This window comes from Melaminivora jejuensis, assembly GCF_017811175.1.
Classification (GTDB): domain Bacteria; phylum Pseudomonadota; class Gammaproteobacteria; order Burkholderiales; family Burkholderiaceae_C; genus Melaminivora; species Melaminivora jejuensis.
Map to the genome: position 1 here is coordinate 2939410 of NZ_JACWIJ010000002.1, position 23196 is coordinate 2962605.

The window sequence follows — 23196 nt, forward strand, 5'->3', positions numbered from 1 at the left end:
GCCTTTCTCCCTCTCCCCCTCGGGGGAGAGGGAGCAGGAGCCGTCCGCATCCATCGTCGCCATGAATCCTTCGTCCCCCTCCCCCGTCCTCGAAGTCAACAACATCGAGGTCATCTACAACAAGACCGTGCAGGCCCTGCGCGGCCTGTCGCTGGCCGTGCCGCGCGGGCAGATCGTGGCGCTGCTGGGCAGCAACGGCGCGGGCAAGAGCACCGCGCTCAAAGCCATCTCGCGCCTGCTGGAACTGGAAGACGGCGCGCTGCAAGCGGGCCGTATCGCCTTCGACGGCCAGGACACCGCCGCCCTGGCGCCGCAGCAGCTGGTGCGCCGTGGCCTGTCGCACGTCATGGAAGGCCGGCGCATCTTCGAAGACCTGACGGTGGAGGACAACCTGGTCGCCTCGACCTACGCCCTGTCGGGACGCGCCGGCGCGCCCAAGCCCGACTTCGATCTGGTGTATGAATATTTCCCACGCCTGCACGAGCGCCGCAAAGGGCTGGCCGGCTACCTCTCGGGCGGCGAGCAGCAGATGCTGGCCATTGGCCGCGCCCTGATCGCCCAGCCCACGCTGATGCTGCTCGACGAGCCGTCGCTGGGCCTGTCGCCCAAGCTGACCGAGGACATCTTCGCCATCATCGCCCGCATCAACGCCGAGCGCGGCACCTCCATGCTGCTGGTCGAGCAAAACGCCACCGTCGCCCTGGCCGTGGCGCACAGCGGCTACATCATGGAAAACGGCAAGATCGTCATCGACGGCAGTGCCGAGCGCCTGGCCAATGATCCGGACGTGCGCGAGTTCTATCTCGGCACCGGCGGCAGCGGCGAGGCCAAAAGTTTCAAGGACATCAAGCATTACAAGCGGCGCAAGAGGTGGCTGTCGTGACCCAACTCCCCGAACTCACCCTGCCGCAAATGCTGCGCCAGCGCGCGCAGCACGATGCCGACCGCGTCGCCATCCGGCAAAAGGACTTCGGCATCTGGAAGCCTTTTACCTGGGGCGACTACTACCGCCGCGCCAGCCACTTCGGCCAGGGCCTGCTCGAACTCGGCCTGCCCGCCGGCGGCCATGTCGGCGTGATTGCCGAAAACCGCATCGAGTGGGTCATCGCGCAAATGGGCGCGGGCCTGGTCGGCGGCATCACCGTGGGCGTGTATCCGACCAGCCCCACGCCGGAAGTCGCCTACGTGGTCGGCCACGCCGACATCGACATCATGGTCTGCGAAGACCAGGAGCAGACCGACAAGGTGCTCGAAGCGCTGGATCAGCTGCCGCGCCTGAAGAAAATCATCGTCATGGAGACCAAGGGCCTGCGCAGCTTTGCGCCCGAGCAGCGCGCCCTGATCGTGCCCTTTGCCGAAGTGGAAAAAATGGGCCAGGCCGTACACAGCCAGGCGCGCATCGACGAGCTGCTGGCGCGGCAAAAGTTGGATGACATCGGCCTGATGATCTACACCTCCGGCTCCACCGGCGCGCCCAAGGGCGCGATGATCTCGTGGCGCAACATGCGCGGCGTGGTGCCGGGCATTGCCGAGCGGCTGCACCTGTCCAGCGGCGCCTCGCATCTGTCGTACCTGCCGCTGTGCCACGTGGCCGAGCAGATGCTGACCACCTTCGTGCCGCTCTACTTGGGCGCCACCGTCAACTTCGGCGAGTCCATCCGCACCGTGCAGGAAGACTTGCGCGAAGTCGCGCCCAGCATGTTCCTGGGCGTGCCGCGCATCTGGGAAAAACTCCACTCCTCCATCACCATCAAGATGCAGGAAACCGGACGCCTGCGCCGCGCGCTGTACGAGCGCGCCCTGGCCGCCTGCGCCCCGCTGGCCGACAAGCCGCGCCAAGAGTGGAGCCTGGCCGAGCGCGCCAGCTACGGCGCGCACTACTGGCTGATACTGCGCGCGCTGCAAAACTTCATCGGCCTGCGCCGCGCGCGCGTGGCGCTCACGGGCGCGGCGCCGATCGCGCCCGAGGTGGTGCGCTTTTTCCGCACGCTGGGCGTGCCCCTGATCGAGGTCTATGGCCTGACCGAGTCCAGCGGCATGGTCACCGGCCACCACTTGTCGCACGTCACCCCCGGCACCGTCGGCCCGGTGACCGAGGGCGTGCGCTACCGGCTGGCGCCCGACACGGGCGAATTCCAGATTCAGGGCGAGATGGTCTTTGCCGGCTACTACAAGAACCCCGAGGCCACGGCGCAAACCATCCAGGACGGCTGGCTGCACACCGGCGACGTGGTGCGCGAGGAGGCCGGCGGCCAGCTCAAGATCGTCGATCGCCTCAAGGACATCATGATCACCGCCGGCGGCAAGAACCTGACGCCCACCGAGATCGAGGGCGCCATGAAGGCCAGCCCCTTCATCAAGGAATGCATCGTCATTGCCGACGGGCGCAAGTTCGTCTCGGCTCTGGTGCAGATCGACCTGGAGACCGTGGGCAAGTGGGCCGAGGCGCGGCGCATCGCCTTCACGCATTTCCGCTCCCTGGTCGAGACGCCCGAGGTGCGCGAGCTGATCGAGGGCGAGATCGCCGCCGGCAATGCGCGCCTGGCGCAGGTGGCGCACATCCGCAAGTTCCACCTACTCACCAAGGAGCTGGATCACGACGACGGCGAAGTCACCGCCACCATGAAGGTGCGCCGCTCCAGCATCTACAAGACCTATGCCCGGGAGATCGAGGCGCTTTATGCATGAAATCAGCCTCAAACCCTTGACTGACAAGCGCTGACAGCTATCAATAATGGAGCAAACCAACCATGCCTGAAACCTCTGGCGCAACCGGCATGACGGCGGCAACGGCAGCAGCAGTTGCCGCCGCCGCCCCACTGCTCGTCGAGCGCCAGGGCGCCATCGCCACCCTGACCTTCAACCGCCCCGAGGCCCTGAACGCGCTGGACGTGGCCACGGCCCAGGCGCTGCTGGCGGCGCTGCAAGGCCTGGCTCGGGACGGCGGCGTGCGCGCCGTGCTGCTCAGGGGCGCAGGGCGGGCCTTCGTCGCCGGCGGCGACCTGGCCACGTTGCGCGCCGACCCGGTGCAGGGTGCGCGCGCGCTGCTGGAGCCGCTGAACGCGGCGCTGCTGGTGCTGCAGCAGCTCGACGCCCCGGTCATCGCCCAGGTACACGGCGCGGCAGCCGGCGCCGGCCTGTCGCTGATGTTGATGTGCGACTTCGTGCTGGCCGCCGAAGGCACCAAGTTCAACCTGGCCTACATCAATCTGGGAACCAGCTGCGACGTCGGCGCCTCCTGGGCGCTGCCGCGCCTGGTGGGCCTGCGCCAGGCGCTGGAGATCGCCCTGCTGGGCGAGACCTTCGCCGCCGACGACGCGCTGCGCCTGGGCCTGGTCAACCGCGTGCTGCCCGCCGCCGAGCTGGACACCGCCGCGCGCGCCTTCGCCGAGCGCATCGCCAGCGGCCCCACCGTGGCCTATGGCCACATGCGCCGCCTGATGCGCACCAGCCTGGATCGCGACCTGGCCGCCCAGCTGGCCGCCGAGGCCCAGTCCTTCGACGCCTGCGCCCGCACGGCCGACCTGCGCGAGGGCATCGAGGCCTTTTTCGCCAAGCGGGCGCCGCAGTTCAAGGGCCGCTGACCGGCCCCTCTTCCCCGCAAAGGGGCATCAGCCGCCAGCCTCGCGCGTGGCCGCTTCCATGCGTGCGATCTCGGCGCGCGCCTCGTCCCCTTCGGGGATGGCGCGGCCCGAATCGCGCCACTGCACCGCCGCCTTGAAGCCTTCCGCCTGCGCATAGCGGCGGAACCACAGCCCTTCGGGGTTGTGCCGCGTGATGCCGTCGAACACCGTGGCCAGCATCTGGCCCTGCTCCAGCCCCGCGTTCAGCATGAACTGGTTCACCACCAGCTTGTGCATGGCCAGATGGCCGCGCGGCACGCCAGCGATGCGATCGGCCAGCCGCATGGTGGCGGCTTCCAGCTCGGCCTCATCGACCGCATAGTTGGCCAGGCCCCAGTCGGCGGCCTGGGCGCCGCTGATCACGTCGCCGGTGAACATCATCTGCTTGGCGCGCAGCGGGCCCAGGCGGTGCGCCCACATGGCCGTGGTGGGACAACCCCATACCCGCGTGGGCATGTAGCCGATACGCGCGTTCGTAGCCATCACCAGCAGGTCGCAGCACAGCGCAATGTCGCTGCCACCGGCTACGGCGGCGCCGTGCACCTTGGCGATGGTCGGCTTGCTGCAGCGCCACAGGCTCATGAAATCTTCCGTATTGCGCTTCATGAAGGCGTAGTCCTCCATGGGGTCCCACGGATATTTTTCCTGTTGGCAGGGGTGCTCGATCTTCTGCTCGGCCGTATAAGCCAAGTCGTAGCCGCCGCAAAAACCCTTGCCCGCACCTTCCACCACGATGACGTGGATGTCCGGGTTGTCCTGCGCCCATTCCACCGCTTGGCGGATCTCGCGCGGGGTCTCATCGTTGATGGCGTTGAGCCGCTCGGGCCGGTTGAGCAGCAGTCTGGCCACTCGCGGGTTGCGTGCGTCTGCTTCGATCTGGAGTGTGGTGTAGCGCGGCATGGTTGGCCTCCTTGGCTTCGTTGTCTAGACAGGACTGCCCACGGCGTCACCGCTGCACGGAAGCACGTATTTGGCAGTCAGTGTTGACTGTATTTATAAAAACTCCTACAGTCAACATTGACTGTCAATCAAACGACTGAAAGCCCTTCTATGTCTACAAAGGGAATGTCCACCGAAGCCCCTAACCAGCGGGAGCAGCAAAAGCTGGCCACGCGCGTGCGCATCCTGTCGGCCGCCATGGGTTGCCTGATCGACCTGGGCGTGGCACGTACCACCACGCTGGAAGTACAACGGCGCGCCGAGGTCAGTCGCGGCGCGCTGCTGCACCACTTTCCCACGCATGCCGACCTGATGGATGCGCTGATCGAAACCATCGTGGCGCGCAATGAGCAGGCCGTATCAAAACGGCTGCGACGCAAGAGCGGGGCTGCCGATCCGTTAGAGCGCGCCATCCACATCCTGGTCGACAGCATGAAAGAGCCCTCCTTCCTCGCCGAGATCGAGCTATGGGTCGTCGCCCGCACCGATAGCGAGCTGCGCGCGACCCTGGTGGAGGCCGAGCGCCGCGCGCTGCACGACCGCAAGCGCGTGCTGGACGACATCTTCGCGCCCCTGCGGGACGCGCCGGCCTACGAGCTGGTGGTCAACACCAGCCTGGAGTTCGTGCGCGGCCTGGCCGTCTCGGGCATTTTGCGCAGCAACCCGCAGTCCACTGCCACGCTGGTGCAGCAGTGGATCTGGGCAACCAGGCAACTTCTGCCTCTTGATCCCGCCATTCCCTGATCTGACATAAAAAAGGAGACTCCTCATGGCCCTTCCCCCAACGCCGCTACAGCACTCGTACTGGCCCGCCGACCGCTCGCGGCCCCTGCTCGAGAAAACCGAGGGCCAGGCCCTGCGCGAAGCAGCCCAGCAGGCACCGCACGTCTGGGCCTTGGTGGAAAAGCTGCCCGCCGCCTGGGCGTCCCTCACGGCGGCCGACAGCACGCAGCGCCGCTGGACCTATGCCGATCTGTACCGGGATGCCGTGGCCTGCGCGCACTGGCTGCTGCAGCGCTTCGAGCCTGGACAGCGCATCTGCGTGTGGGCACCCAACGTGCCGGAGTGGGTGGTGCTGCAGTACGGCGCCTCGCTGGCGGGACTGGTGCTGGTCACGGCCAACCCGGCTCTGCGCTCGCAGGAGTTGCAGTACGTGCTGGAGAAGTCACGCGCCTGCGCCCTGTTCCACATCGACCAGTTCCGAGGCTCCGACATGGCGGCCATGGCGGGTGCCCTGGCACGCCCCGGACTGGCCGTGGTGACATTTTCCGGCTGGCTCGCCCAGGTGCGGGCCTGCCCCGCCGACGCCGCGCTGGCGCCGGTGGATCCGCGTGGTCCGGCACAGATCCAGTACACCTCTGGCACCACTGGCGAGCCCAAGGGGGCGCTGCTGCACCACATGGGGCTGGTGACCAACGCCAGCTACGTGGCCGCGCGCGCCGGGCAGGGACAGGAGGTCTACATCTGCCCCATGCCGCTGTTCCACACCGCTGGCTCGGTGATGAGCGTGCTGGGCTGCGTGAACACGCTGTCCACCCTGGTGCTGGTGGCAGTGTTCGACCCCGACCTGGTGTTGCAGGCCATCCAGGACGAGCGCGGCACCCACATTGGCGCGGTGCCCACCATGCTGCTGGCCCTGCTGGAGCAGCGAAAAGCCAAGAGCTATGACATCTCCAGCTTGGCGCAGGCACTGTCCGGCGGCGCACCGGTTCCCGCAGCACTGACCGAACGGGTGCGCCGTGAGCTGGGCTGCGACCTGGTCACGGTTTACGGTCAGACAGAACTCAGCCCCATCGTCTGCCAGACCTCCCCTAAGGACAGCTTGCAGGACAAGGCCCAGACCGCCGGCCAGCCGCTGTGGAATGTGGAGGTGCGCATTGCCGACCCCGACGGCGCAGTGCTGCCCATCGGCCAAGAAGGAGAAATCCAGGCCCGCGGCTACCAGACCATGCTCGAATACTACGGCCAGCCCGAGGCGACCCGACAAACCCTGCTGGCAGACGGCTGGCTGCGCACTGGCGACCTGGGCGTCATGGACGAAAGAGGCTACTGCCGTGTCACCGGCCGGCTCAAGGACATGGTCATCCGCGGCGGAGAGAACATCTATCCGGCCCAGGTGGAGACAGCGCTCATGAAGCACGAGGCCGTGGCCGACGTGGCGGTCTTCGGCATCCCCGATGCGCATTGGGGCGAACAGGTGGCCGCGGCCGTGCGACTGCGCCCGGACGCCCCGGCCTGCAGCGCCGAACAGCTGCGCCAACACTGCCGCCAGCACATCGCGCCGCACAAGGCGCCGGAGCACTGGTTCGTCTGCGACGCCTTTCCACTGACCGGCTCCGGCAAGGTACAGAAATTCCGTCTGAGGGAACTGGCGCGCCAGGGCGACCTGCAGCGCCTTTGAGCGCGTAGCTGCTCACAACGAAACAGCCGCCTGTCCAGGCGGCTGTCGTCATTTATAGAACGCCTCCACGCTGCCTTTCAGCGTAATCAAGAGCGGTTGCCCGCGCCGGTCTAGCGTCTTGCCCGCGGGCACCTTGATCCAGCCCTCGCTCACGCAGTACTCCTGCACGTCGAAGCGCTCCTTGCCGTTGAAACGGATGCCGATCTCCACCGGCTGGGCAAAGACAGCGGCGGCGTGGTGCGGGCTGCGCGGATCGATCGACAGGCGGTCGGGCAGGGGCAGCAGGGCGTCGGACGTGGGTGTGCTCATGGGATGTGCGCTGCAGGGCAGCAGCAGTGAAGTGAAGTGGTGAAGGAAAAACGGCTGGCGATTATCGGCCAGAGTTGCTTTTGCTCATTTTTCAATAGCTGCTTGCGCTTTTCCAGCAAGGGTTTCAAGCCTTTTTGGCCATGAAACCGCAAAAAATCTAGCCTGTGGATAAACCTGAGCAGGGTTGCAGGACAAGCCCATGGTTATCCACAGGACGGGCGCATCTGCGCCCTTTGTCCCCAAAACCGGGCGCCGCCGCACTGCCCCCGGCCCCCAGCCTTTTGGTGGGTACAAGTATTTGAAACAAAAAAGAATTCCTGACTTATCCACAGGACGGGGCTGACTCTACTACGACTACTAATCTGACATAGTGAAGTCAATGGATAGTGGTGGTAGTGGCGCAGCACCCCGCACTGCAGACATCCGACAGACGAAACTCGACAGGCGAAAAAAAGCGCCCTGGCGGGCGCTGTCGTCAAAAAGAGGGAAAGAGGGCAGGAAAGAATTCAGCGCAGCAGCGCGTAGCCCACGCCGATGGCTGCCAGCACGCCCACGGCATCGGCCAGTAGGGCGCAGGCCAGGGCGTGGCGGGTGTTCTTCACGCCGACGCTGCCGAAGTACACGGCCAGCACGTAAAAAGTGGTCTCGGTCGAGCCCTGGATGATGGCCGCCAGCCGCGCCGGGAAGGAGTCCACGCCATGCGCCTGCATGACATCGACCATCAGCGCCCGCGCGCCCGAGCCCGACAGCACCTTCATCAGCCCCACCGGCAGCGCCGGCAAAAAGCCCGTATCCAGCCCCAGCGCCGCCACGCCGCGCCCGACCACGGCCAGGATGGCGTCCATGCAGCCGGCGGCGCGGAACACCCCGATAGCCGCCAGGATGGCCACCAGATAGGGAATGATCTGCACCGCCACGCCAAAGCCGTCCTTGGCGCCTTCGACGAAGGCGTCATAGACGTTGATGCGCCGCCAGGCGCCAGCCAGCACGAACATGAGCACCACCGCCAGGATGGCTGCCGCGCCCACGCTGCCGGTGATGCGCGCGGCCTGCTCGGCCGGCATCCGGGCCAACAGCGCCAGCACGCCAGCCAGCAGCGCGGCGATGGCAGCGAGCACCAGCAACGCGCGCGGGCGCAGCAGCGGCAGGCGCTGCAGCCAGGCCACGGCCAGCACTGCCGACAGCAGCGAGATCGCCGTGGCCAGCAGGGTCGGCAGGAAGATGTCCGCCGCGTTGAAGCCCGCGCCCAGGCCCTGCTGCACGGCCACGCTCTGGCGCATGGCGATCACCGAGGTCGGGATCAGCGTCAGCCCGGCGGTGTTCATGACGACGAACATGATCTGCGCGTCGCTGGCCGTGCCCTCGCTCTCGCGGTTGAGCGTCTGCAGCTCGCGCATGGCCGCCAGGCCCATGGGGGTGGCGGCGTTGTCCAGGCCCAGCAGGTTGGCCGAGACGTTCATGGTCATCGCGCCCTGCGCCGGATGCCCCGCCGGCACGCCGGGAAAGAGGCGCACCAATAGCGGCGAGGCCAAGCGCGCCAGCCACTGCACCATGCCGGCGGCCTCGCCCACGCGCATCAGGCCCAGCCACAGCGCCATGATGCCGGCCAGGCCCAGCGAGATCTCGAAGCCCGAGCGCGCACCGTCGAACAGCGCTTTCAGGAGCGCGCCGAAGATGTCCGCCTCGCCCAGCGCGGCGCGCACCGCAGCGGTGGCGATGCCGACGGCCAGCAGGCCGACCCAGACCCAGTTCATGGCCATGCCAGGCCTTCCTTTCTTGCCGGTTTGTCCGGATCAGGGCGCTGCAGGCTCAGAACGGCGCATCGTCGTCGGCCACGTCGGCCACGTCGGCTGCATGGGCCGCATCGGGCACTGCGGCGCCTGGCTGCCCAGCGGATGCCGCCGCGCCGGCCCGCGCCGGCATGGCGGCGCTGCGCCCCTCGCCGCCCAGGGCCTGCACCAGCTCGGCCAGCAGGCGGGACAACTCGCCGGTGGCGATGGCCACGTCGGCGTCGAAGCCGCCGTCCTCGTCCTGGCCGTCGAGCACCGCATCCAGCAGCGCCACCTTCTTGAGCTGCAGCCCTTCGGTCAGCACGAAGGACACCCGGTCGTCCCAGCTCAATGCCAGGCGCGTGGGCAGCTTGCCGGCGTCGATGTGCGCGCGCACCTCGTCGATGTCCAGCGGGTGGCGGGCGTAGCGCACCACGGCCTTGTCCTCGGCCGCGCTCTTGAGCTCGCACTCGCGCTCGATGGCAAAGCCGGCGGGCGCCTCGTGCTCGCGCAGCCACTGCGCCATGGCGGCCTGTGGGCTGATCTGCGTGTCGATCAGCGCCAGCGCCAGGCCGGGCAAGGCTTCGACCAGGGCGCTGCTGATCTCGTCGGCGCGGCTCTGGCTGGCGGCATCGACCACCAGGGTGCGCGCCTCGCGGTCGATCCAGACCCAGGCGCCACCCTGTTTGGTGAAGGCCAGCGGCAACAAGTCCAGCCTGGCCTCGTCCTTGAGTTCGCGCGACTCTTTCTTGCCGGGCTTTCTGCCGGTTTCCTGCTCGATGCGCTCGGCCTTTTCCTGCACCTTGCGCGCCAGCACGCTGGCCGGCAGCACCTTGGCCTCGCTATGCCAGCGCAGCATCCACTGGCCGGCCACGCTCTCGGCCAGCGGGCCATGCGCCTCGCCGCGCGGCGGCACCCAGCCGGCGCTGCGCTCCTGGGTGGCGCCGCAGGTGGTGAAGGGGGTTTTCGCCAGGGCGTCTTCCAGGGCCGTCAGATCGGGCTGCCAGCCTGGGGCGATGCGATAGGCGATGAGATTCTTGAACACTGCAATACTGCCTTCCAATCTAAAAAGATAGCTGCCAGCGCTTGCCAGACAAGGGTTTGAGGCTGATTTCATGCCAAAAACACTTGGAATACGCGCCAGCGCGCCGCAACTTTACACACGCGCAGCATTGCCACACGCGGGCGACACACCGGCGGCGCACACTGACTTCCATCGCAACCCACCACCTGGAAAGAAGGACAGCCATGAACCGCAACCACACCACCCGTTCCGCCCGCTCCACCCTCATTGCCGGCGCCTGCGCCGCGCTGCTGGCGCTGGCCGGCGCTACCGCCGCCGTGGCGCAGCAGCCCGACAACTCGCTTGCCGCAGCCCTGGCCAACGCCACGGCCAGCGCGCGGCACGACGCAGGCAACGCCCACGCCGGGCACGCCGAGCACGCCCAGTGGCGCAACATGACGCCCGAGCAGCGCCAGCAGGCCCGCCAGCAGCGCCACGAGCGCCGCACCGCCGCGCTCAAGCAAAAACTGGCCATCACGCCCGAGCAGGAAAACGCCTGGGCCAGCTTCCAGCAGGCCATGCAGCCGGATGCACAGGCCTGGGCGCCCGGCCCGCGCCAGGACTGGAAGCAGCTCAGCACGCCCGAGCGCATCGACCGGATGCGCGAGCTGCGCGTCCAGCGCGCGGCCGAGCAGGATCGCCGGGGCGAGGCCATCAAGGCCTTCTACGCCGCGCTGCAGCCCGAGCAGCAAAAGACCTTCGATGCCGAGGGCGCACGCATGATGAGCCGCTTCGGCAAGGGCGGCCACGGTATGCACGCCATGCACGGCCAGCAGCACGGCAAGCACCACGCCGGCCCGGGCCAGGCTGCACAGCAGTAAGCACAGCCGCTCATCGCCCAACTCCAGCCAGCGCCGGGCCACTGGCGCGGCGTTGCGGTGGCGGACTACAGGGTGCGCCAGGAGGCGGCCCCTACAGTGGCGGCACATTTGTGCCACCCCTGACTCCACCATGCCCCTGCCTGCCCTGCATCTCTCGCGCCGCCCGACCGCCCTCCCTGGCGTGGGCGGCGCAGTCGTTTGTGCCCTGCTCCTGGCCAGCCCGCCGCTGCTGGCCCAGGTGCCCCAGCCGGCTGCCAGTCCTTCGGCGGCGGCTGACAGGATGGCAGACACGCCGGCCATCTATGTCCAGGCCGGTCGCGCACGCGGCGGCACCGATGCGCTGACCCTGGGCGCCACGCTGCCCTGGCAGGGTTTTCGGCGCCAGTTGTGGGGCGGCGAGCTGCGCGGGCACTGGGATTTCTACGTCAGCCGCTGGTCGTTCGACGCCGCGCCCGGCGGCAGTGGCCACAGCACGCTGCTGGGCATCACGCCGGTGCTGCGCCTGACGCCCGACCAGGGCCGCTCGGCCTTTTTTGTCGAGGCCGGCATCGGCGCGACCCTGGCCGACAAGCGCTATCAGACGCCCGAGCGCGAATTCAGCACGCGCTTCAACTTCGCCTCGCACCTGGGCGCCGGCCTGCGCCTGGGGGCGCGCCGCCAGCACGAGCTGGCGCTGCGCGTGCAGCACGTCTCCAACGCCGGCATCAAGCACCCCAATCCAGGCAACAACTTCGTGCAGCTGCGCTATGCGCTGCACTTCTGAGAGCGTGTTTACGATCCCCGCGCGGGTGCGCGGGCGCGGCCTCGGGCGGTCTGCGGCGTTGCAAATCCTCGCGATAGCACGGGCTATCGCTGTGGTTTGCGCCTGGCAACCCATCCCGATCCGCACCCGCGCCCCTGCGCGCGGAGATCGTAAACACGCTCTGAGGTGCGTCATGCATCGTGCGTCCTGCGCTTTGCGTGAACCGCCGCCGGCCCTGCGGCGCACAACGCAAGACGCTCATCGCACAACCTTCCAGGACGCCGTGCGCCACGGCTGTGGATAAATCTGGGGAGGCGTTTTTTGCAAGTTTCCACTTATCCACAGCCCCGGCCCGCCGGCGCAAGTTGTGCCCAAACCGCAAGCAGCGCGAAAGCATGGTCGGGCACAGCCTGGCAGGTGGCGCAAGTGCGCGCCAGCATTGCCATAAAAGCACTTGTCCACAGCGCCGGCGCGGCCCTACTACTACCACTATGTATTGATAAAGCCTTGAATGAATAACAAGGCGCAGCGCAAGGTGCGCCGCGCAGCGGTCGCACAGCGCTGCACTGCCAACAAAAATTGATAGCTGGAGACGCTTGCCTGGCAAGGGTTTCAGGCAGTTTTCATGGAAAACAGGAGGAGGCCGGCCATGACCTTGCAGATCGCCCTCGTGCTGGGCATCGCCGCCGTGGCGATGTACCTGTTCATCAGCGAGCGCCTGCGCATGGACGTGGTGGCGCTGCTGGTGCTGGTCAGCCTGACGCTGCTGGGCCTGGTGACGCCCGCCGAGGCGCTGAGCGGTTTCTCCAACGAGGCCACCATCACCGTGGCCGCCATGTTCATCCTGGCCGCCGGCATCGAGAGCACCGGCGCGCTGTCGGCCGTGGGACGGCTGCTGGGCAAGAGCCACTCGCCCACGGCCTTCTTGCTGATGCTGTTCGGCCTGATGGCGCTGATTGCGCCCTTCGTCAACAACACGGCGGTGGTGGCAGTGTTCATCCCCATCGTGATGAATGCCAGCATGAGCATCGGCATGGCGCCGACCAAGGCGCTGATTCCGCTGTCCTATGTCGCGCAGATGGCCGGCGTGTGTACGCTGATCGGCACCTCCACCAACCTGATCGTCAACTCGGTGGCCCAGGACTTGGGCCACCGGGGCTTTTCCATGTTCGAGTTCTTGCCGCTGGGGCTGATCTGCTTTGCGGCGGGCTGCCTGTACCTGCTGACGCTGGGGCGCTGGCTGCTGCCCAGCCAGGGCCAGTCCGACCTGCCGACAGTGCAGGAGTCGGGCCACTACGTGACCGAACTGCTGGTGGGCGAGGACTCGCCGGCGCTGGGCCAGACGCTGGAGCAGGCCGACATCGCCCAGCAGCACAAGGTCTATGTGCTGCAGTTGTGGCGCGGCGAACAGCGCCTGTGGTGGCCCAAGTCGGAAAAGCTCCAGCCCGGCGACGTGCTGCTGGTGCGCGGGCGCTGGTCGAACCTGGACAGGCTGCGCCAGGACTTGAAGCTGCACTACCAGGCCCAGGCGCGCCCGCGTGGCCGGACGCCGGCACCGGCGCCGGATGCGGCGGCTGAGGCCGAACAGGACAAGCAGCTCATGGTCGAGGTCATGGTGCCGCCCAACTCCCCCTGCTCGGGCGCAGCATCCAGGTGGTTGACCGGCGCCTGCCCCGCCACAACGCCATCCTGGGCATCCAGCGGCGCGGCCAGGTCATCCGCGAGCACCTGGATGGCGTGCGCCTGCGCGTGGGCGACATCCTGCTGGTGCTGATGCGCGAGGCCGAGGTCGGGCGGCTGCGCAACAGCAACTCCATCATCGTGCTGTCCGAGCGCGCCGCGCCTCAGGCCCAGGACTGGCGCGCGCCGTTTGCGCTGCTGGTCATGGCGGCGGTGGTGGCCAGCGCTGCGCTGGGGCTGGTCAGCATTTCGATCGCCGCGCTGGCCGGCGCCGTGGCGCTGGTGCTGGCGCGCTGCATCGATGTGGACAACCTCTACGACGCCATCGACGGGCGCATCCTGCTGCTCATGGCAGGGTTGCTGCCGCTGGGCACGGCGGTGAACAACAGCGGTGCGGCGCAGTTCATCGTCGAGCACACCATCGGCCTGGCCAGCGGCTGGGGGCCGCACGTGGTGTTGGCAGTGCTGTACCTGATGGCGCTGCTGCTGGGCGAGATGATGAGCAACGCGGCGGCGGCGGTGCTGCTCACGCCGATTGCGATCTCCACGGCCCGGCTGGTGGAGGCGGATGCCACGCCGTTTCTGATCGCGGTGACGTTCTCGGCCTCGACCAGCTTTCTGACGCCGGTGGGCTACCAGACCAACACCATGGTCTATAGCGCCGGCGGCTACAAGTTCTCGGACTTCCTGAAGGTGGGCGCGCCGCTGAACCTGATCTTCTGGATCGCCGGGGTGGTCTTCATCCCGCTGCTGTGGCCCTTCAATCCATGAACAGGCCGGGCTGCTCGTGCAGCAGGCGTTCGAGCTGATCCACCGGCAGCGGGCGGCTGAACAGATAGCCCTGGAACTGCGTGCAGCCGGCGTCCACCAGCCAGTCGCGCTGCTCGGGCGTCTCCACGCCCTCGGCCACGGCCTGCAAGTCCAGGCTGGCAGCCAGGGCGATGATGGTCTTGACGATGGCCGCGTCGTTGGCGTCCTGCATCAGGTCGCGCACGAAGCTCTGGTCGATCTTGAGCTGCGCCAGCGGCATCCGCTTGAGGTAGGCCAGCGAGGAGTAGCCAGTGCCGAAGTCGTCCAGCGAAAAGCCCACGCCATGCGCGCGCAGCGCCTCCATGGTGGCGATGGTGGACTGCATGTCCTCGACCAGCAGGCTCTCGGTCAGCTCCAGCTTGAGTTGGCGTGCCGGCGCGCCGGTCTCGCGCAGCACGCCCACCACCTCGTCGATGAAGCCGGCGTCGCGAAACTGGCGCGAGCTGACGTTCACGGCCATGGTCAGGTGCGCCAGCGCCGGCTGGCGCTGCCAGGCGGCCAGCAGCGCGCAGGCGGTGCGCAGCACCCAGCGCCCCAGCGGCAGTATCAGGCCGGTCTCCTCGGCCAGCGGGATGAAGACGGCCGGCGAGACCATGCCCCGGCGTGGGTGCGCCCAGCGCGCCAGGGCCTCGGCGCCGACGATGTCGCCGGCGTCGTTGACCACCGGCTGGTACATCAGCAGGAATTCGCCCTGCGCCAGCGCCTCGCGCAGCTCGGCCTCCAGCTGGGCGCGCTCGGCCACGGCGTGCTGCATGGCCGGGTCGAAAAAGCGCAGCGTGTTGCGCCCGGCCTTCTTGGCGCCGTACATGGCCATGTCGGCCTGCTTGAGCACATCGCCCACGGTGGTCAGGGTGCTGTCGAACAACGCAATGCCGATGCTGGGCGTGCTGCGCACCTGGTAGCCGCCGGCCAGCGCGTAGGGTGCGCCCAGCACCTTGAGCACGCGCTCGCCCAGCGCGCGCGCGGCCTGCTCGCGCTGCGCCGCGCTGGCGCCCAGGCCCTGCACCAGCACCACGAATTCATCGCCACCCAGGCGTGCCACCACGGCGGCGCCCTGCGTGCAGCCCAGCAGGCGCTGGCCGACGATCTGCAGCAACTGGTCGCCCTTGTCGTGGCCCAGGGTGTCGTTGAGCGTCTTGAAGTTGTCCAGGTCGATGAACAGCAGCGCGCCGCCGCTGCCGCTGTGGCGCGCCGCCAGCAGCGCATCGCCCATGTGTTCGAGCAGTTGCAGCCGGTTGGGCAGGCCGGTGAGCGTGTCGAAGAAGGCCAGGCGCTGGATCTCGCGCTCGCTGGCCTTGCGCTCGCTGATGTCGGTGCAGATGGCCAGCACCGACTCGGGCTGGCCGTGCTCGTCGCGCACCAGCGTCCAGCGGCCCTCCATCTCCAGCCGGCGGCCATTGCGGTGGTGCTGGGTGAGCTCGCCGCTCCAGTCGCCGTCGCGCAGCAGCGCTTGCATGGCGCGGTCGAAGGGCTGCCTGTCGTGGTACAGGAAGTCGGTGATGCTGCGGCCCAGCACCTCGTCGCTGCGCCAGCCGTACAGGCGCTCGGCGCCGTGGTTCCAGTAGGTCACGCGCTGGTGCATGTCGCGCACCACGATGGCGTCGCGCGCCTCGTCCAGCAGCGAGGCCTGGTGCTGGATGTGCGCATCCGACTGCTGGCGCTGCAACTCGGCGCTGGCGCGCGCGGCGAAGATCTGCAGCATGTGGACGATGAACTGCGAGTGCTCCAGCGGCTCGGTGAAGGCCACGAACAGCAGGCCCAGCAGCCGGCCATCGCTGTCCGTGAGCTGCTGGCCGACGTAGCTGCGCGCGCCGCTGGCCTGCAGGATGGGCGCGCGCGGGTACAGCTGCGCCGCGTGGTCGGCGACCACGAACTGGCGGTGCCTGAGCAGGTGCTGGCTGGGCGTGCCCTCCAGCAGATATTCGCCATTGGCCTGCACCTGGCCCTGGCTGACGTAGGACAGGGTGCGGATGCGCGCCGGCGCGCCGGCGGCCACGGGCAGCAGCCGGGCCATGCAGGCCACCTGGGCGCCCAGGGCCTGCGCCATGTCCTCGGCCAGCTGGTCGAAGAACTGCTTGCCCACGTGCGCCGACACGGCCGAGGCCACCTTGAGCAGCGCTGCCTGCAGGCGCTGCTGCTCGGCGCGCGTGCGCAGGTTCTGGATACCGTAGGACACGTCGGCAGCCAGGGTCTCCAGCAGGTGGGTTTCCTCGGCGCCGATGTGCAGCACCTGCGGCGCATACAGGTACAGCAGGCCGAAGGTGTGGTCGGCGGTCTTGAGCGGCAGGCAGACCACGGCGTGCAGGCCCAGGCGGGCCAGCACGGCGGCGCACGGGTGGAAGCCCTCGCCGGCGCCCAGGTCGCGCACGATCACGGTCTGGCCGCTGCGCGCTGCCTTGCCGGCAGGGCCGTGGCCTTCGTGGCGTGCGTGCGACCAGGTCAGCTCGGCGTCGTCCAGGTGCTCGCCATGCTGGCCGGCGCGGGCCAGCACCTGGATGCTCTTGGCCTCGTCATTGCGCACCATGCCGATCCAGCCCAGCACGTAGCCGCCGATGTCCACCGTCATGCTGCACACGGCGTCCAGGAATTCCTGCTCGTGCGTGGCGCGCAGCAGCATCTGGCTGCAGGCGCTGAGCATCCGCCGGGCGCGGTTGACGCGCTGCAGCTCGGCTTCCATGCGCAGGCGTTCGCTGATGTCGCTGGCCAGCACCTGCCAGGCCGGTTGGCCCTCGAACAGGGTTTCGCCCAGCACGGCCTGCATGTCCACGCCTGCGCCATCGCGGCGCGCATGGCGCCACTGCACCGGGGTGCGGCTGCGCCCGGCGCGGGCCACGGCGGCGGCCACCTCGCCGCGCTGCGCCGGCGGCCACAGGGCGTGCATGGTCAGGGCCAGCAGCTCGCCCTCGCTCCAGCCGTAGTGCCGGGCCATGGCGTGGTTGACGGCCAGCAGGCGCAGACTGCCCTGTTCGCACACCCACATGGGCTGGGCGTGCCTGGCAAACAGCGCGCGGTATTGCTGCTCGGAGGCGCGCAGACGCTCGTCCATGCGGCGCAGCTCGACCATTGCGGCCAGCGAGCCGGCCAGCAGATGGATGTGCTCCAGGTGCTGGTCAGCCACGTGGCGCTCGGGCTCGGCCCACAGGTGCAGCATCCCCAGCGTGCTGCCCGAGGCCTGCAGCGGCATCCGGATGTGGTCGCGCTGCGGCGCGCCGTGGGTGCCGCGACAGTCGTGGACGTTGGCCAGTGCCGCATCGAGCGGCTGGCCGGCGCTGAACTGCCGCACCGTGCCGGCGTACAGCTCGATGCGCGCGGCCTGGGCAGCGGTCAGCTCCAGCACCACCTGGACGGCCTGCTGCAGGGCTTGCTCCAGGCTTTGCGTGCGCGTGCTGATCAGTTGCTGCACCTGCAGCAGCAGAGCATGGGCGCGCGCTTCCTCCAGCGCCTGGCGCGCCAGACGCGCATCCAGCTCGTCGGGGGTCTGGGGCTGCGCGCCGCTGGGTGCTGTGGAGGTGTGCGGGCTCTTCATGCCTGCGGCCCGGCGCCTGCCAACCCTTGCTGCCGGCGCTGCAGCAGCGCCAGCGTGCCGCGCCTGCTGGGCGCCAGCACGGCAGCGGGCAGGCGCCTGGGGATGTGGTCGGAAGGGTGCGCAACTGCATGACGTTGACAGGAAAACGCGGCTGGCCCGGGGCTGCGGATGCTGCAGGAGGCGAAAACGGAATCCTACACCCTGCGGCCAGCGCCCCGGCCTGGGCTCTCAGAGCGTGTTTACGATCCCCGCGCGGGTGCGCGAGCGCGGCCTCGGGCGGTCTGCGGCGTTGCAAATCCTCGCGATAGCACGGGCTATCGCTGCGGTTTGCGCCTGGCAACCCATCCCGATCCGCACCGGCGCCCCTGCGCGCGGAGATCGTAAACACGCTCTCAGCGCGCTGGCCGGCGCCGCGCCAGCACCGCTGCGGCCAGCGCGCGCAGCAGCGGCACGGTCTGGGCAAAGCTGATGCAGGCGTCCGTCACCGACACGCCGTGCGCCAGCGCCTGGCCGGGCACGATGTCCTGGCGGCCCTCGTTGAGGTGGCTCTCGATCATCACGCCGGTGATGCGCGCGTCGCCCCCGGCGATCCGTGCGGCCACGTCGCGCCCGACTTCGATCTGGCGCGCGTGCTGCTTGCTGCTGTTGGCGTGCGACAGGTCGATCATGACTTGCTCGCGCAGGCCGCTCTTGGCCAGCAGCTCACAGGCCGCCTGGACATGAGCGGTGTCGTAGTTGGGCGCCTTGCCGCCGCGCAGGATGACGTGGCAGTCGCCGTTGCCGCGTGTCTCGAAGATCGCCGCCTGGCCCATCTTGGTCATGCCCATGAAGGCGTGCGGCGCGCGCGCGGCCAGCATGGCATCGGCGGCCACGCGCACGCCGCCGTCGGTGCCGTTCTTGAAGCCCACCGGGCACGACAGGCCGCTGGCCAGCTGGCGGTGGCTCTGGCTCTCGGTGGTGCGCGCGCCGATCGCGCCCCAGCTGACCAGGTCGCTGATGAACTGCGGGCTGAGCAGATCGAGGAATTCCGTGCCCACCGGCAGGCCCAGCTCCAGGATGTCCAGCAGCAACGCGCGGGCGCGCTCCAGGCCTTCGTTGATGGCGAAGCTGCCATCCAGGTGCGGGTCGTTGATGTAGCCCTTCCAGCCCACGGTGGTGCGGGGCTTCTCGAAGTACACGCGCATGACGATCAGCAACTCGCCGGCCAGCGCATCAGCCTCGGCCTTGAGGCGGCGCGCGTACTCCAGCGCTTCGTCCCGGTCGTGGATGGAGCAGGGGCCGACCACGACGATCAGCCGGTCGTCCTGGCCAGCCAGCACGCGCGCGATGGCGGCGCGGCTGTCCTCGACCAGTTGCTGCGCAGCCGGCGGCGTGGGCAGCCCTTCCTGCAGCAGCGCCGGGGTGATGAGGGGGCGCACGGCGCGGATGCGCAGGTCGTCGATGCGGGTGGTGTCCAGGGTGGCGGGGGTCATGGGCGTTGTGGGGGAGGTTGTGCGATGGGTGTTGTGCGTTGTGCGTTGTGCGGTGGGGAGGATTTTCGTCCAGCGCCGTGCAGATGGCCGTGCGTCCCGCGTCCGTCCACGCACAGCGCCTGACGCCCAACGCCCCTCAGGGCCGGCGAAAGCGCGCGTTCTGCTTCGCCCAATAGCGCGATTGCAGATGATCCAGCCGCACCGTGCCGCCACTGGAGGGCGCATGGACGAAGCGCCCCTGGCCGACATAGATGCCGGCGTGCGTGGCCGCGCCCCGGCCAAAGACCACCAGGTCGCCGGTGCGCAGCTCGCCGGCAGCGACCGGCGCGCCAAAGCCGCTGAGCTGGGCCACGGTGCGCGGCGGCGCCACGCCGGCATTGCTGGCATAGACGTAGCCGATCAGGCCGCTGCAGTCGAAGCCCCCTTCGGGGTGTTGCCGCCGTAGCGGTACGGCGTGCCGACCAGGCCGAGGGCGTGGATGGCGATGTCGCTGGACTGCTGGGCCGACAGACGCGAATACGCCGGCGCCCGGCTGGCGCTGGCCCGGCCCGGCGATGGCGGCGAGGCGCAGCCGGCCAGCAGCGCGGCAGCGGCCAAGGCCCAGGCGGCGGAGCGGGGGATGCGGACACGAAGCAAGTGGCCCATGGGGCCGCAGGGTAGCAGCAGCGTCGTTTCATGGCGCTGCCGCTGCTTCGGAAATTTCAATGAAAAACGCCGCAAACCCTTGTGCAGCAAGCGGCGATAGCTATGTTTTCAGTAGCCTGCCAAGGCTATTGGCGGTGCCTCAGAACTTGTCCATGTTGGTGCCACGGCGCTCCATGGGCTGGTTGTCGCTGCCGATGTTGCTCTCCAAGTCGCGGCGCTGGGCGGACTGCTTGTTGCTGGTCTGCAGGATCTCGTCCTGCTCCAGGCGCTCGGTCTCGCGGCCCTTGCCGGTAGTGTCGTCCACGTCCTTGTCGGTGTCGGTGTTCTGCGGGTGCATGGCGTGCTCCTTGGGTGGTGGTGATGGATGGGGCGCCGGGGCGCGACCTCTCGAACAGGCCTCAGAGCGTGTTTACGATCTCCGCGCGCAGGGGCGCGGGTGCGGATCGGGATGGGCTGCCAGGCGCAAACCGCAGCGATAGCCCGTGCTATCGCGAGGATTTGCAACGCCGCAGACCGCCCGAGGCCGCGCTCGCGCACCCGCGCGGGGACCGTAAACACGCTCTCAGAGATCGAACTCGCGGTGCTCGCCCAGCTCCTTGGGCCGCTCGCCGGTCATGGCGGCGGTGGCCAGCTTGTAGAGCTGGGTCAGCTTGCTGTCCTGCACGTCCCAGTACTCGGCGTGCTGGATGTTGACGGCCAGCAGCACCAGGTTGGGATCGCCCGGGCCGTCCGGGAACCAGGCCTTGGCCATGGGCGTCCACAGCTCCTCCTTGCGCGCTGCATCCTCTATGAAGGCGGCTGTGCCGGAGATCGACACGTAGCAGTCCTCCTTGGGATTGGCGTAGCTCAGTGCCACCTGGCTGTCGGCGGCCAGGCGCTCGTGCAGTTCGCTGCCGCGCGGGATGAAGAAATGCAACTGCGCCTGCGCGGCGATGTCCTGGTCGAGCGTGGTCAGCGGGTGCGCGTGCAACATGCCCTGGGCATCGCGGTGCGTCAACATGCCGAAGCGGATGTCTTTGATGCGCGCAAACAGCGCCTCGCGGTCGGCTTGGCTGTCGGAGTGGTGGTCGGTGGCCATGTGGTTGGTCTCCTGGCAAGAAAGCGTGAGAGATCACTCTATGGGCGCACCGGCGCGGGCCGGGTCGGTGCGCCGCCAGCGCGGCTGTGGGGGCTGTCTGACGCGGACTTCAGCCGCGCTGCAGCGCAAACGGCGGCAGGCCGGCCAGCAGGCGCTGGCCATAGCCGGTGCGCACCAGGCGCTTGTCGTAGCAATAGACGTGGGCGCGGTCGTCCTCGGTGCGGATGGCCCGGCCCACCCACTGCGCCAGCCGGATGGCGGTGGCCGGCACCACCAGTTCGGAGAACGGGTCGCGCCCGGCCGCGCGCAACCACTCGGCGCGCGCCTCGCCCACCGGGTCATCGGGCGGGGCAAAGGGCAGCTTGGTGATGAACAGCGATTCGCACAGCTGCCCGGGCAGATCCAGCCCTTCGCCAAAGGACTGCATCCCGAAGATGATGGACGGCTGGCCAGCCGCCACCTGCTGGCGGTGGCGCGCCAGCAGCTCGCGCCGGGGCAGTTGGCCCTGCACCAGCACGCTGGCGCGCAGCACGGTGGGCAGCTCATCGACCGCGCGGCGCATCTGCTCGCGCGAGGTGAACAGCACCAGCGCGCCGGCCTCGACCAGGGCCAGGTCGGTCAGCAGCGCGTCCACCATCTCGGCGGTGAACTGCTGCACGTCGCGCGGCTCGGCGCGGGTCTCGCGCGCCACCAGCGTGCCCTGGCGGGCGTAGTCGAAGGGGCTGTCCACGGCCAGGGTCTGCACGGCAGGATCGCCCGCCAGGCCGGCCTCGCGCAGAAAGAAGTCGAACTGCCCGCAACTGGCCAGCGTGGCCGAGGTCAGCACCGCGCCGCGCACCTGCGCCCACAGGTGCTGGCGCAGCGCATGGCCGGGCAGCACCGGCGAGGCATGGGCGCGCAGGGTGATGTAGTCGCCCTCGACCGCCTGGGTGAACCACTTGGCCGCCGGCACCGCGCCTTCGGGCGCGTCCTGCAGCAGCAGCTGGGCGCAGGCGTACACGCCATCCAGGCGCGGCGCCAGCGTGCCGACCTGGGCATACAGCTGCGACAGGCGGCGCGACTCGTCCGGGTTGTCGCGCATGGCCGTGCGCAGCGCCTTGGAAATCGCCCGCAGCGCGGCGGCAAAGCCCTCGGCGTGCTGCACGACCTGCTGGAAGGGTTCGGCCAGCGCCTCAGGCAGCACGCCGCCGGCCACGCGCGTGCGCGCCGGCTGGCCGGCAGCGCTGCCAAAGCGCGGCGCAGCCTTGAGGGCGCTGCCATAGACATCCGCCACCAGCCGCGCCGCATCCTGCAGCGCCGCGCGCAGCCGGGCCGAGTGGTTGGGGATGTCGGCGATCTCCTCCACTTCCAGCGCCTGGCCGATGCGCAGCGCGCGGCTGGCCAGCTTGTCGATCCAGGCCAGGCGCGACAGGTCGGCTTCGCAGGCGAACTGCGACAGCGCCGTGCCCGGCAGGTGGTGTGCCTCATCGACGATCAAGAGGCAGTTGTCCAGCTCGGGCAGCAGCCGCGCGCCGATGGACGACAGCAGCAGGTCGTGGTTGGCCACGATGACCTGGGCGGCCACCAGTTCGCGGCGCCGATCGTAGTAGGTGCAGCGCGAGAACAGCGGGCAGTGCTTGCCGGTACACGAATGCGCTTCGGCGGCCACGGGCGACCAGGCCTCCGGCTCGGGCGGCGTGGCCAGGGTGTCGCGGTCGCCGTCCCACTCGCCCGAGGACAGGGCATCGGCCATGCTGGCGTAGAACTGCACGCGCGAGAGCTGCGCCTGGCGCGTAGCCGGCTGAGCCGATTCGGCTGGGCCGAACAGGTCGTCCGTGCCGCTCCACTCGTCATCGTCGTCGCTGCCGCCACCGGCCAGGCGCTCCAGCTTGAGCTTGCAGACATAGCGCCCGCGCCCCTTGGCCAGGGCAAAGCGCACGGGCTGCTGCAGGTGCTCGGCCAGCGCCGGCAAGTCCTTGTGAACCAGTTGCTCCTGCAGCGCCACGGTTGCCGTGGAGATCAGCACCCGCGTGCCGCGTGCCAGTGCCAGCGCCACGGCGGGCGCGCTGTAGGCCAGCGACTTGCCCACGCCGGTGCCGGCCTGGATGACGGCGATGGCGCGCTGCGGCTCGTGCGCCTCGTCCTCGGCCTTGCCCAGCTCGGCGCCGGCAAAGGTCTGCGCCACCTGCTCGGCCATGCGCCGCTGGCCCTCGCGCGCGCGAAAGCCGGCGCTGGCTTGCACCACTGCCTCGAAGCTGTGCAAGGCCTCATCGGCCCATTGCTGCGTGGACATGGGGGAAGGGGGTGGGCCGGGAAACAGGCCGGCGGGGCTGGAGGGG

The 23196-nt window shown here is 68.9% G+C and carries 18 protein-coding genes and 1 pseudogene; 9 read left to right on the forward strand and 10 right to left on the reverse strand.

Annotated features, from left to right (window positions below; genetic code table 11):
• Nucleotides 1–61: 61 nt before the first annotated feature.
• From IDM45_RS13915 to IDM45_RS13925, 3 genes are all read left to right on the forward strand, one after another.
• Entirely contained in the window at nucleotides 62–883 is an 822-nt protein-coding gene (locus IDM45_RS13915) for an ABC transporter ATP-binding protein (protein WP_209423386.1), read from the forward strand.
• The gene (locus tag IDM45_RS13920; RefSeq protein ID WP_209423387.1) at nucleotides 880–2688 is read left to right on the forward strand and encodes an AMP-dependent synthetase/ligase; all 1809 of its coding nucleotides are present in this window, start codon (nucleotides 880–882) and stop codon (nucleotides 2686–2688) included. Before IDM45_RS13915 ends, IDM45_RS13920 begins: the two co-directional genes overlap by 4 nt.
• Before the next feature lie 89 nt (nucleotides 2689–2777).
• Nucleotides 2778–3584: an enoyl-CoA hydratase/isomerase family protein gene (locus tag IDM45_RS13925; RefSeq protein WP_209424135.1), complete on the forward strand. Its 807-nt coding sequence runs from the start codon at nucleotides 2778–2780 to the stop codon at nucleotides 3582–3584.
• 27 nt (nucleotides 3585–3611) lie between these two features.
• On the opposite strand, the gene IDM45_RS13930 is transcribed toward IDM45_RS13925, so the two are convergent.
• Complete coding sequence (locus tag IDM45_RS13930) at nucleotides 3612–4523, reverse strand: crotonase/enoyl-CoA hydratase family protein (RefSeq protein ID WP_209423388.1); 912 nt, start codon at nucleotides 4521–4523, stop codon at nucleotides 3612–3614.
• Nucleotides 4524–4673: 150 nt separating this feature from the next.
• On the opposite strand from IDM45_RS13930, the gene IDM45_RS13935 reads away from it, so the two are divergent.
• On the forward strand, nucleotides 4674–5306 hold the full coding sequence (locus IDM45_RS13935) for a TetR/AcrR family transcriptional regulator (protein WP_209423389.1): 633 nt from the start codon (nucleotides 4674–4676) through the stop codon (nucleotides 5304–5306).
• A 25-nt stretch (nucleotides 5307–5331) separates the two neighbouring features.
• Nucleotides 5332–6963: an AMP-binding protein gene (locus tag IDM45_RS13940; protein ID WP_209423390.1), complete on the forward strand. Its 1632-nt coding sequence runs from the start codon at nucleotides 5332–5334 to the stop codon at nucleotides 6961–6963.
• A gap of 48 nt (nucleotides 6964–7011) precedes the next feature.
• On the opposite strand, the gene IDM45_RS13945 is transcribed toward IDM45_RS13940, so the two are convergent.
• The 3 genes from IDM45_RS13945 to IDM45_RS13955 all read right to left on the reverse strand — a co-directional run bounded on the left by IDM45_RS13945 (nucleotide 7012) and on the right by IDM45_RS13955 (nucleotide 10086).
• Nucleotides 7012–7272, reverse strand: a complete 261-nt coding sequence (locus IDM45_RS13945) for a DUF3297 family protein (RefSeq protein WP_209423391.1) — start codon at nucleotides 7270–7272, stop codon at nucleotides 7012–7014.
• A gap of 506 nt (nucleotides 7273–7778) precedes the next feature.
• Nucleotides 7779–9032 carry a nucleoside recognition domain-containing protein gene (locus IDM45_RS13950; protein ID WP_209423392.1) on the reverse strand — a complete coding sequence of 418 codons (1254 nt, stop codon included), beginning with the start codon at nucleotides 9030–9032 and terminating at the stop codon, nucleotides 7779–7781.
• A 49-nt stretch (nucleotides 9033–9081) separates the two neighbouring features.
• Complete coding sequence (locus IDM45_RS13955; RefSeq protein ID WP_209423393.1) at nucleotides 9082–10086, reverse strand: recombination-associated protein RdgC; 1005 nt, start codon at nucleotides 10084–10086, stop codon at nucleotides 9082–9084.
• Nucleotides 10087–10289: 203 nt separating this feature from the next.
• Here IDM45_RS13955 and IDM45_RS13960 point away from each other — a divergent pair, with 203 nt between their 5' ends.
• From IDM45_RS13960 to IDM45_RS17765, 4 genes are all read left to right on the forward strand, one after another.
• Nucleotides 10290–10925, forward strand: coding sequence for a Spy/CpxP family protein refolding chaperone (locus IDM45_RS13960; protein WP_209423394.1), 636 nt, complete (start codon nucleotides 10290–10292; stop codon nucleotides 10923–10925).
• A 280-nt stretch (nucleotides 10926–11205) separates the two neighbouring features.
• Entirely contained in the window at nucleotides 11206–11688 is a 483-nt protein-coding gene (locus tag IDM45_RS13965) for an acyloxyacyl hydrolase (protein ID WP_232654422.1), read from the forward strand.
• A 628-nt stretch (nucleotides 11689–12316) separates the two neighbouring features.
• On the forward strand, nucleotides 12317–13441 hold the full coding sequence (locus IDM45_RS17760) for an SLC13 family permease (protein ID WP_233457507.1): 1125 nt from the start codon (nucleotides 12317–12319) through the stop codon (nucleotides 13439–13441).
• Between the two features lie 110 nt (nucleotides 13442–13551).
• Complete coding sequence (locus tag IDM45_RS17765) at nucleotides 13552–14118, forward strand: SLC13 family permease (RefSeq protein WP_233457670.1); 567 nt, start codon at nucleotides 13552–13554, stop codon at nucleotides 14116–14118.
• On the opposite strand, the gene IDM45_RS13975 is transcribed toward IDM45_RS17765, so the two are convergent.
• The 6 genes and pseudogenes from IDM45_RS13975 to dinG all read right to left on the reverse strand — a co-directional run bounded on the left by IDM45_RS13975 (nucleotide 14108) and on the right by dinG (nucleotide 23150).
• On the reverse strand, nucleotides 14108–17683 hold the full coding sequence (locus IDM45_RS13975; RefSeq protein WP_209423396.1) for a sensor domain-containing phosphodiesterase: 3576 nt from the start codon (nucleotides 17681–17683) through the stop codon (nucleotides 14108–14110). The genes IDM45_RS17765 and IDM45_RS13975 overlap by 11 nt on opposite strands.
• 392 nt (nucleotides 17684–18075) lie before the next feature.
• On the reverse strand, nucleotides 18076–19155 hold the full coding sequence (locus IDM45_RS13980; protein ID WP_209423397.1) for a 3-deoxy-7-phosphoheptulonate synthase: 1080 nt from the start codon (nucleotides 19153–19155) through the stop codon (nucleotides 18076–18078).
• A 136-nt stretch (nucleotides 19156–19291) separates the two neighbouring features.
• Nucleotides 19292–19800: pseudogene (locus IDM45_RS13985) on the reverse strand (C40 family peptidase).
• A 139-nt stretch (nucleotides 19801–19939) separates the two neighbouring features.
• The gene (locus IDM45_RS13990) at nucleotides 19940–20137 is read right to left on the reverse strand and encodes a hypothetical protein (RefSeq protein WP_209423398.1); all 198 of its coding nucleotides are present in this window, start codon (nucleotides 20135–20137) and stop codon (nucleotides 19940–19942) included.
• Nucleotides 20138–20362: 225 nt separating this feature from the next.
• Entirely contained in the window at nucleotides 20363–20878 is a 516-nt protein-coding gene (locus IDM45_RS13995; protein ID WP_209423399.1) for a pyridoxamine 5'-phosphate oxidase family protein, read from the reverse strand.
• A 109-nt stretch (nucleotides 20879–20987) separates the two neighbouring features.
• Nucleotides 20988–23150, reverse strand: a complete 2163-nt coding sequence (dinG, locus tag IDM45_RS14000; protein WP_209423400.1) for an ATP-dependent DNA helicase DinG — start codon at nucleotides 23148–23150, stop codon at nucleotides 20988–20990.
• Between the last annotated feature and the right edge of the window lie 46 nt (nucleotides 23151–23196).

Excerpts from the sequence above, each read along its gene's own strand:
- IDM45_RS13915 (WP_209423386.1), top strand. The coding sequence starts at position 62 with ATGAATCCTTCGTCCCCCTCCCCCGTCCTCGAAGTCAACAACATCGAG.
- IDM45_RS13925 (WP_209424135.1), top strand. The coding sequence starts at position 2,778 with ATGACGGCGGCAACGGCAGCAGCAGTTGCCGCCGCCGCCCCACTGCTC.
- IDM45_RS13930 (WP_209423388.1), bottom strand. The coding sequence starts at position 4,523 with ATGCCGCGCTACACCACACTCCAGATCGAAGCAGACGCACGCAACCCG.
- IDM45_RS13935 (WP_209423389.1), top strand. The coding sequence starts at position 4,674 with ATGTCTACAAAGGGAATGTCCACCGAAGCCCCTAACCAGCGGGAGCAG.
- IDM45_RS13940 (WP_209423390.1), top strand. The coding sequence starts at position 5,332 with ATGGCCCTTCCCCCAACGCCGCTACAGCACTCGTACTGGCCCGCCGAC.
- IDM45_RS13945 (WP_209423391.1), bottom strand. The coding sequence starts at position 7,272 with ATGAGCACACCCACGTCCGACGCCCTGCTGCCCCTGCCCGACCGCCTG.
- IDM45_RS13950 (WP_209423392.1), bottom strand. The coding sequence starts at position 9,032 with ATGGCCATGAACTGGGTCTGGGTCGGCCTGCTGGCCGTCGGCATCGCC.
- IDM45_RS13960 (WP_209423394.1), top strand. The coding sequence starts at position 10,290 with ATGAACCGCAACCACACCACCCGTTCCGCCCGCTCCACCCTCATTGCC.
- IDM45_RS13965 (WP_232654422.1), top strand. The coding sequence starts at position 11,206 with ATGGCAGACACGCCGGCCATCTATGTCCAGGCCGGTCGCGCACGCGGC.
- IDM45_RS17760 (WP_233457507.1), top strand. The coding sequence starts at position 12,317 with ATGACCTTGCAGATCGCCCTCGTGCTGGGCATCGCCGCCGTGGCGATG.
- IDM45_RS17765 (WP_233457670.1), top strand. The coding sequence starts at position 13,552 with ATGGCGGCGGTGGTGGCCAGCGCTGCGCTGGGGCTGGTCAGCATTTCG.
- IDM45_RS13975 (WP_209423396.1), bottom strand. The coding sequence starts at position 17,683 with ATGAAGAGCCCGCACACCTCCACAGCACCCAGCGGCGCGCAGCCCCAG.
- IDM45_RS13980 (WP_209423397.1), bottom strand. The coding sequence starts at position 19,155 with ATGACCCCCGCCACCCTGGACACCACCCGCATCGACGACCTGCGCATC.
- IDM45_RS13990 (WP_209423398.1), bottom strand. The coding sequence starts at position 20,137 with ATGCACCCGCAGAACACCGACACCGACAAGGACGTGGACGACACTACC.
- IDM45_RS13995 (WP_209423399.1), bottom strand. The coding sequence starts at position 20,878 with ATGGCCACCGACCACCACTCCGACAGCCAAGCCGACCGCGAGGCGCTG.
- dinG (WP_209423400.1), bottom strand. The coding sequence starts at position 23,150 with ATGTCCACGCAGCAATGGGCCGATGAGGCCTTGCACAGCTTCGAGGCA.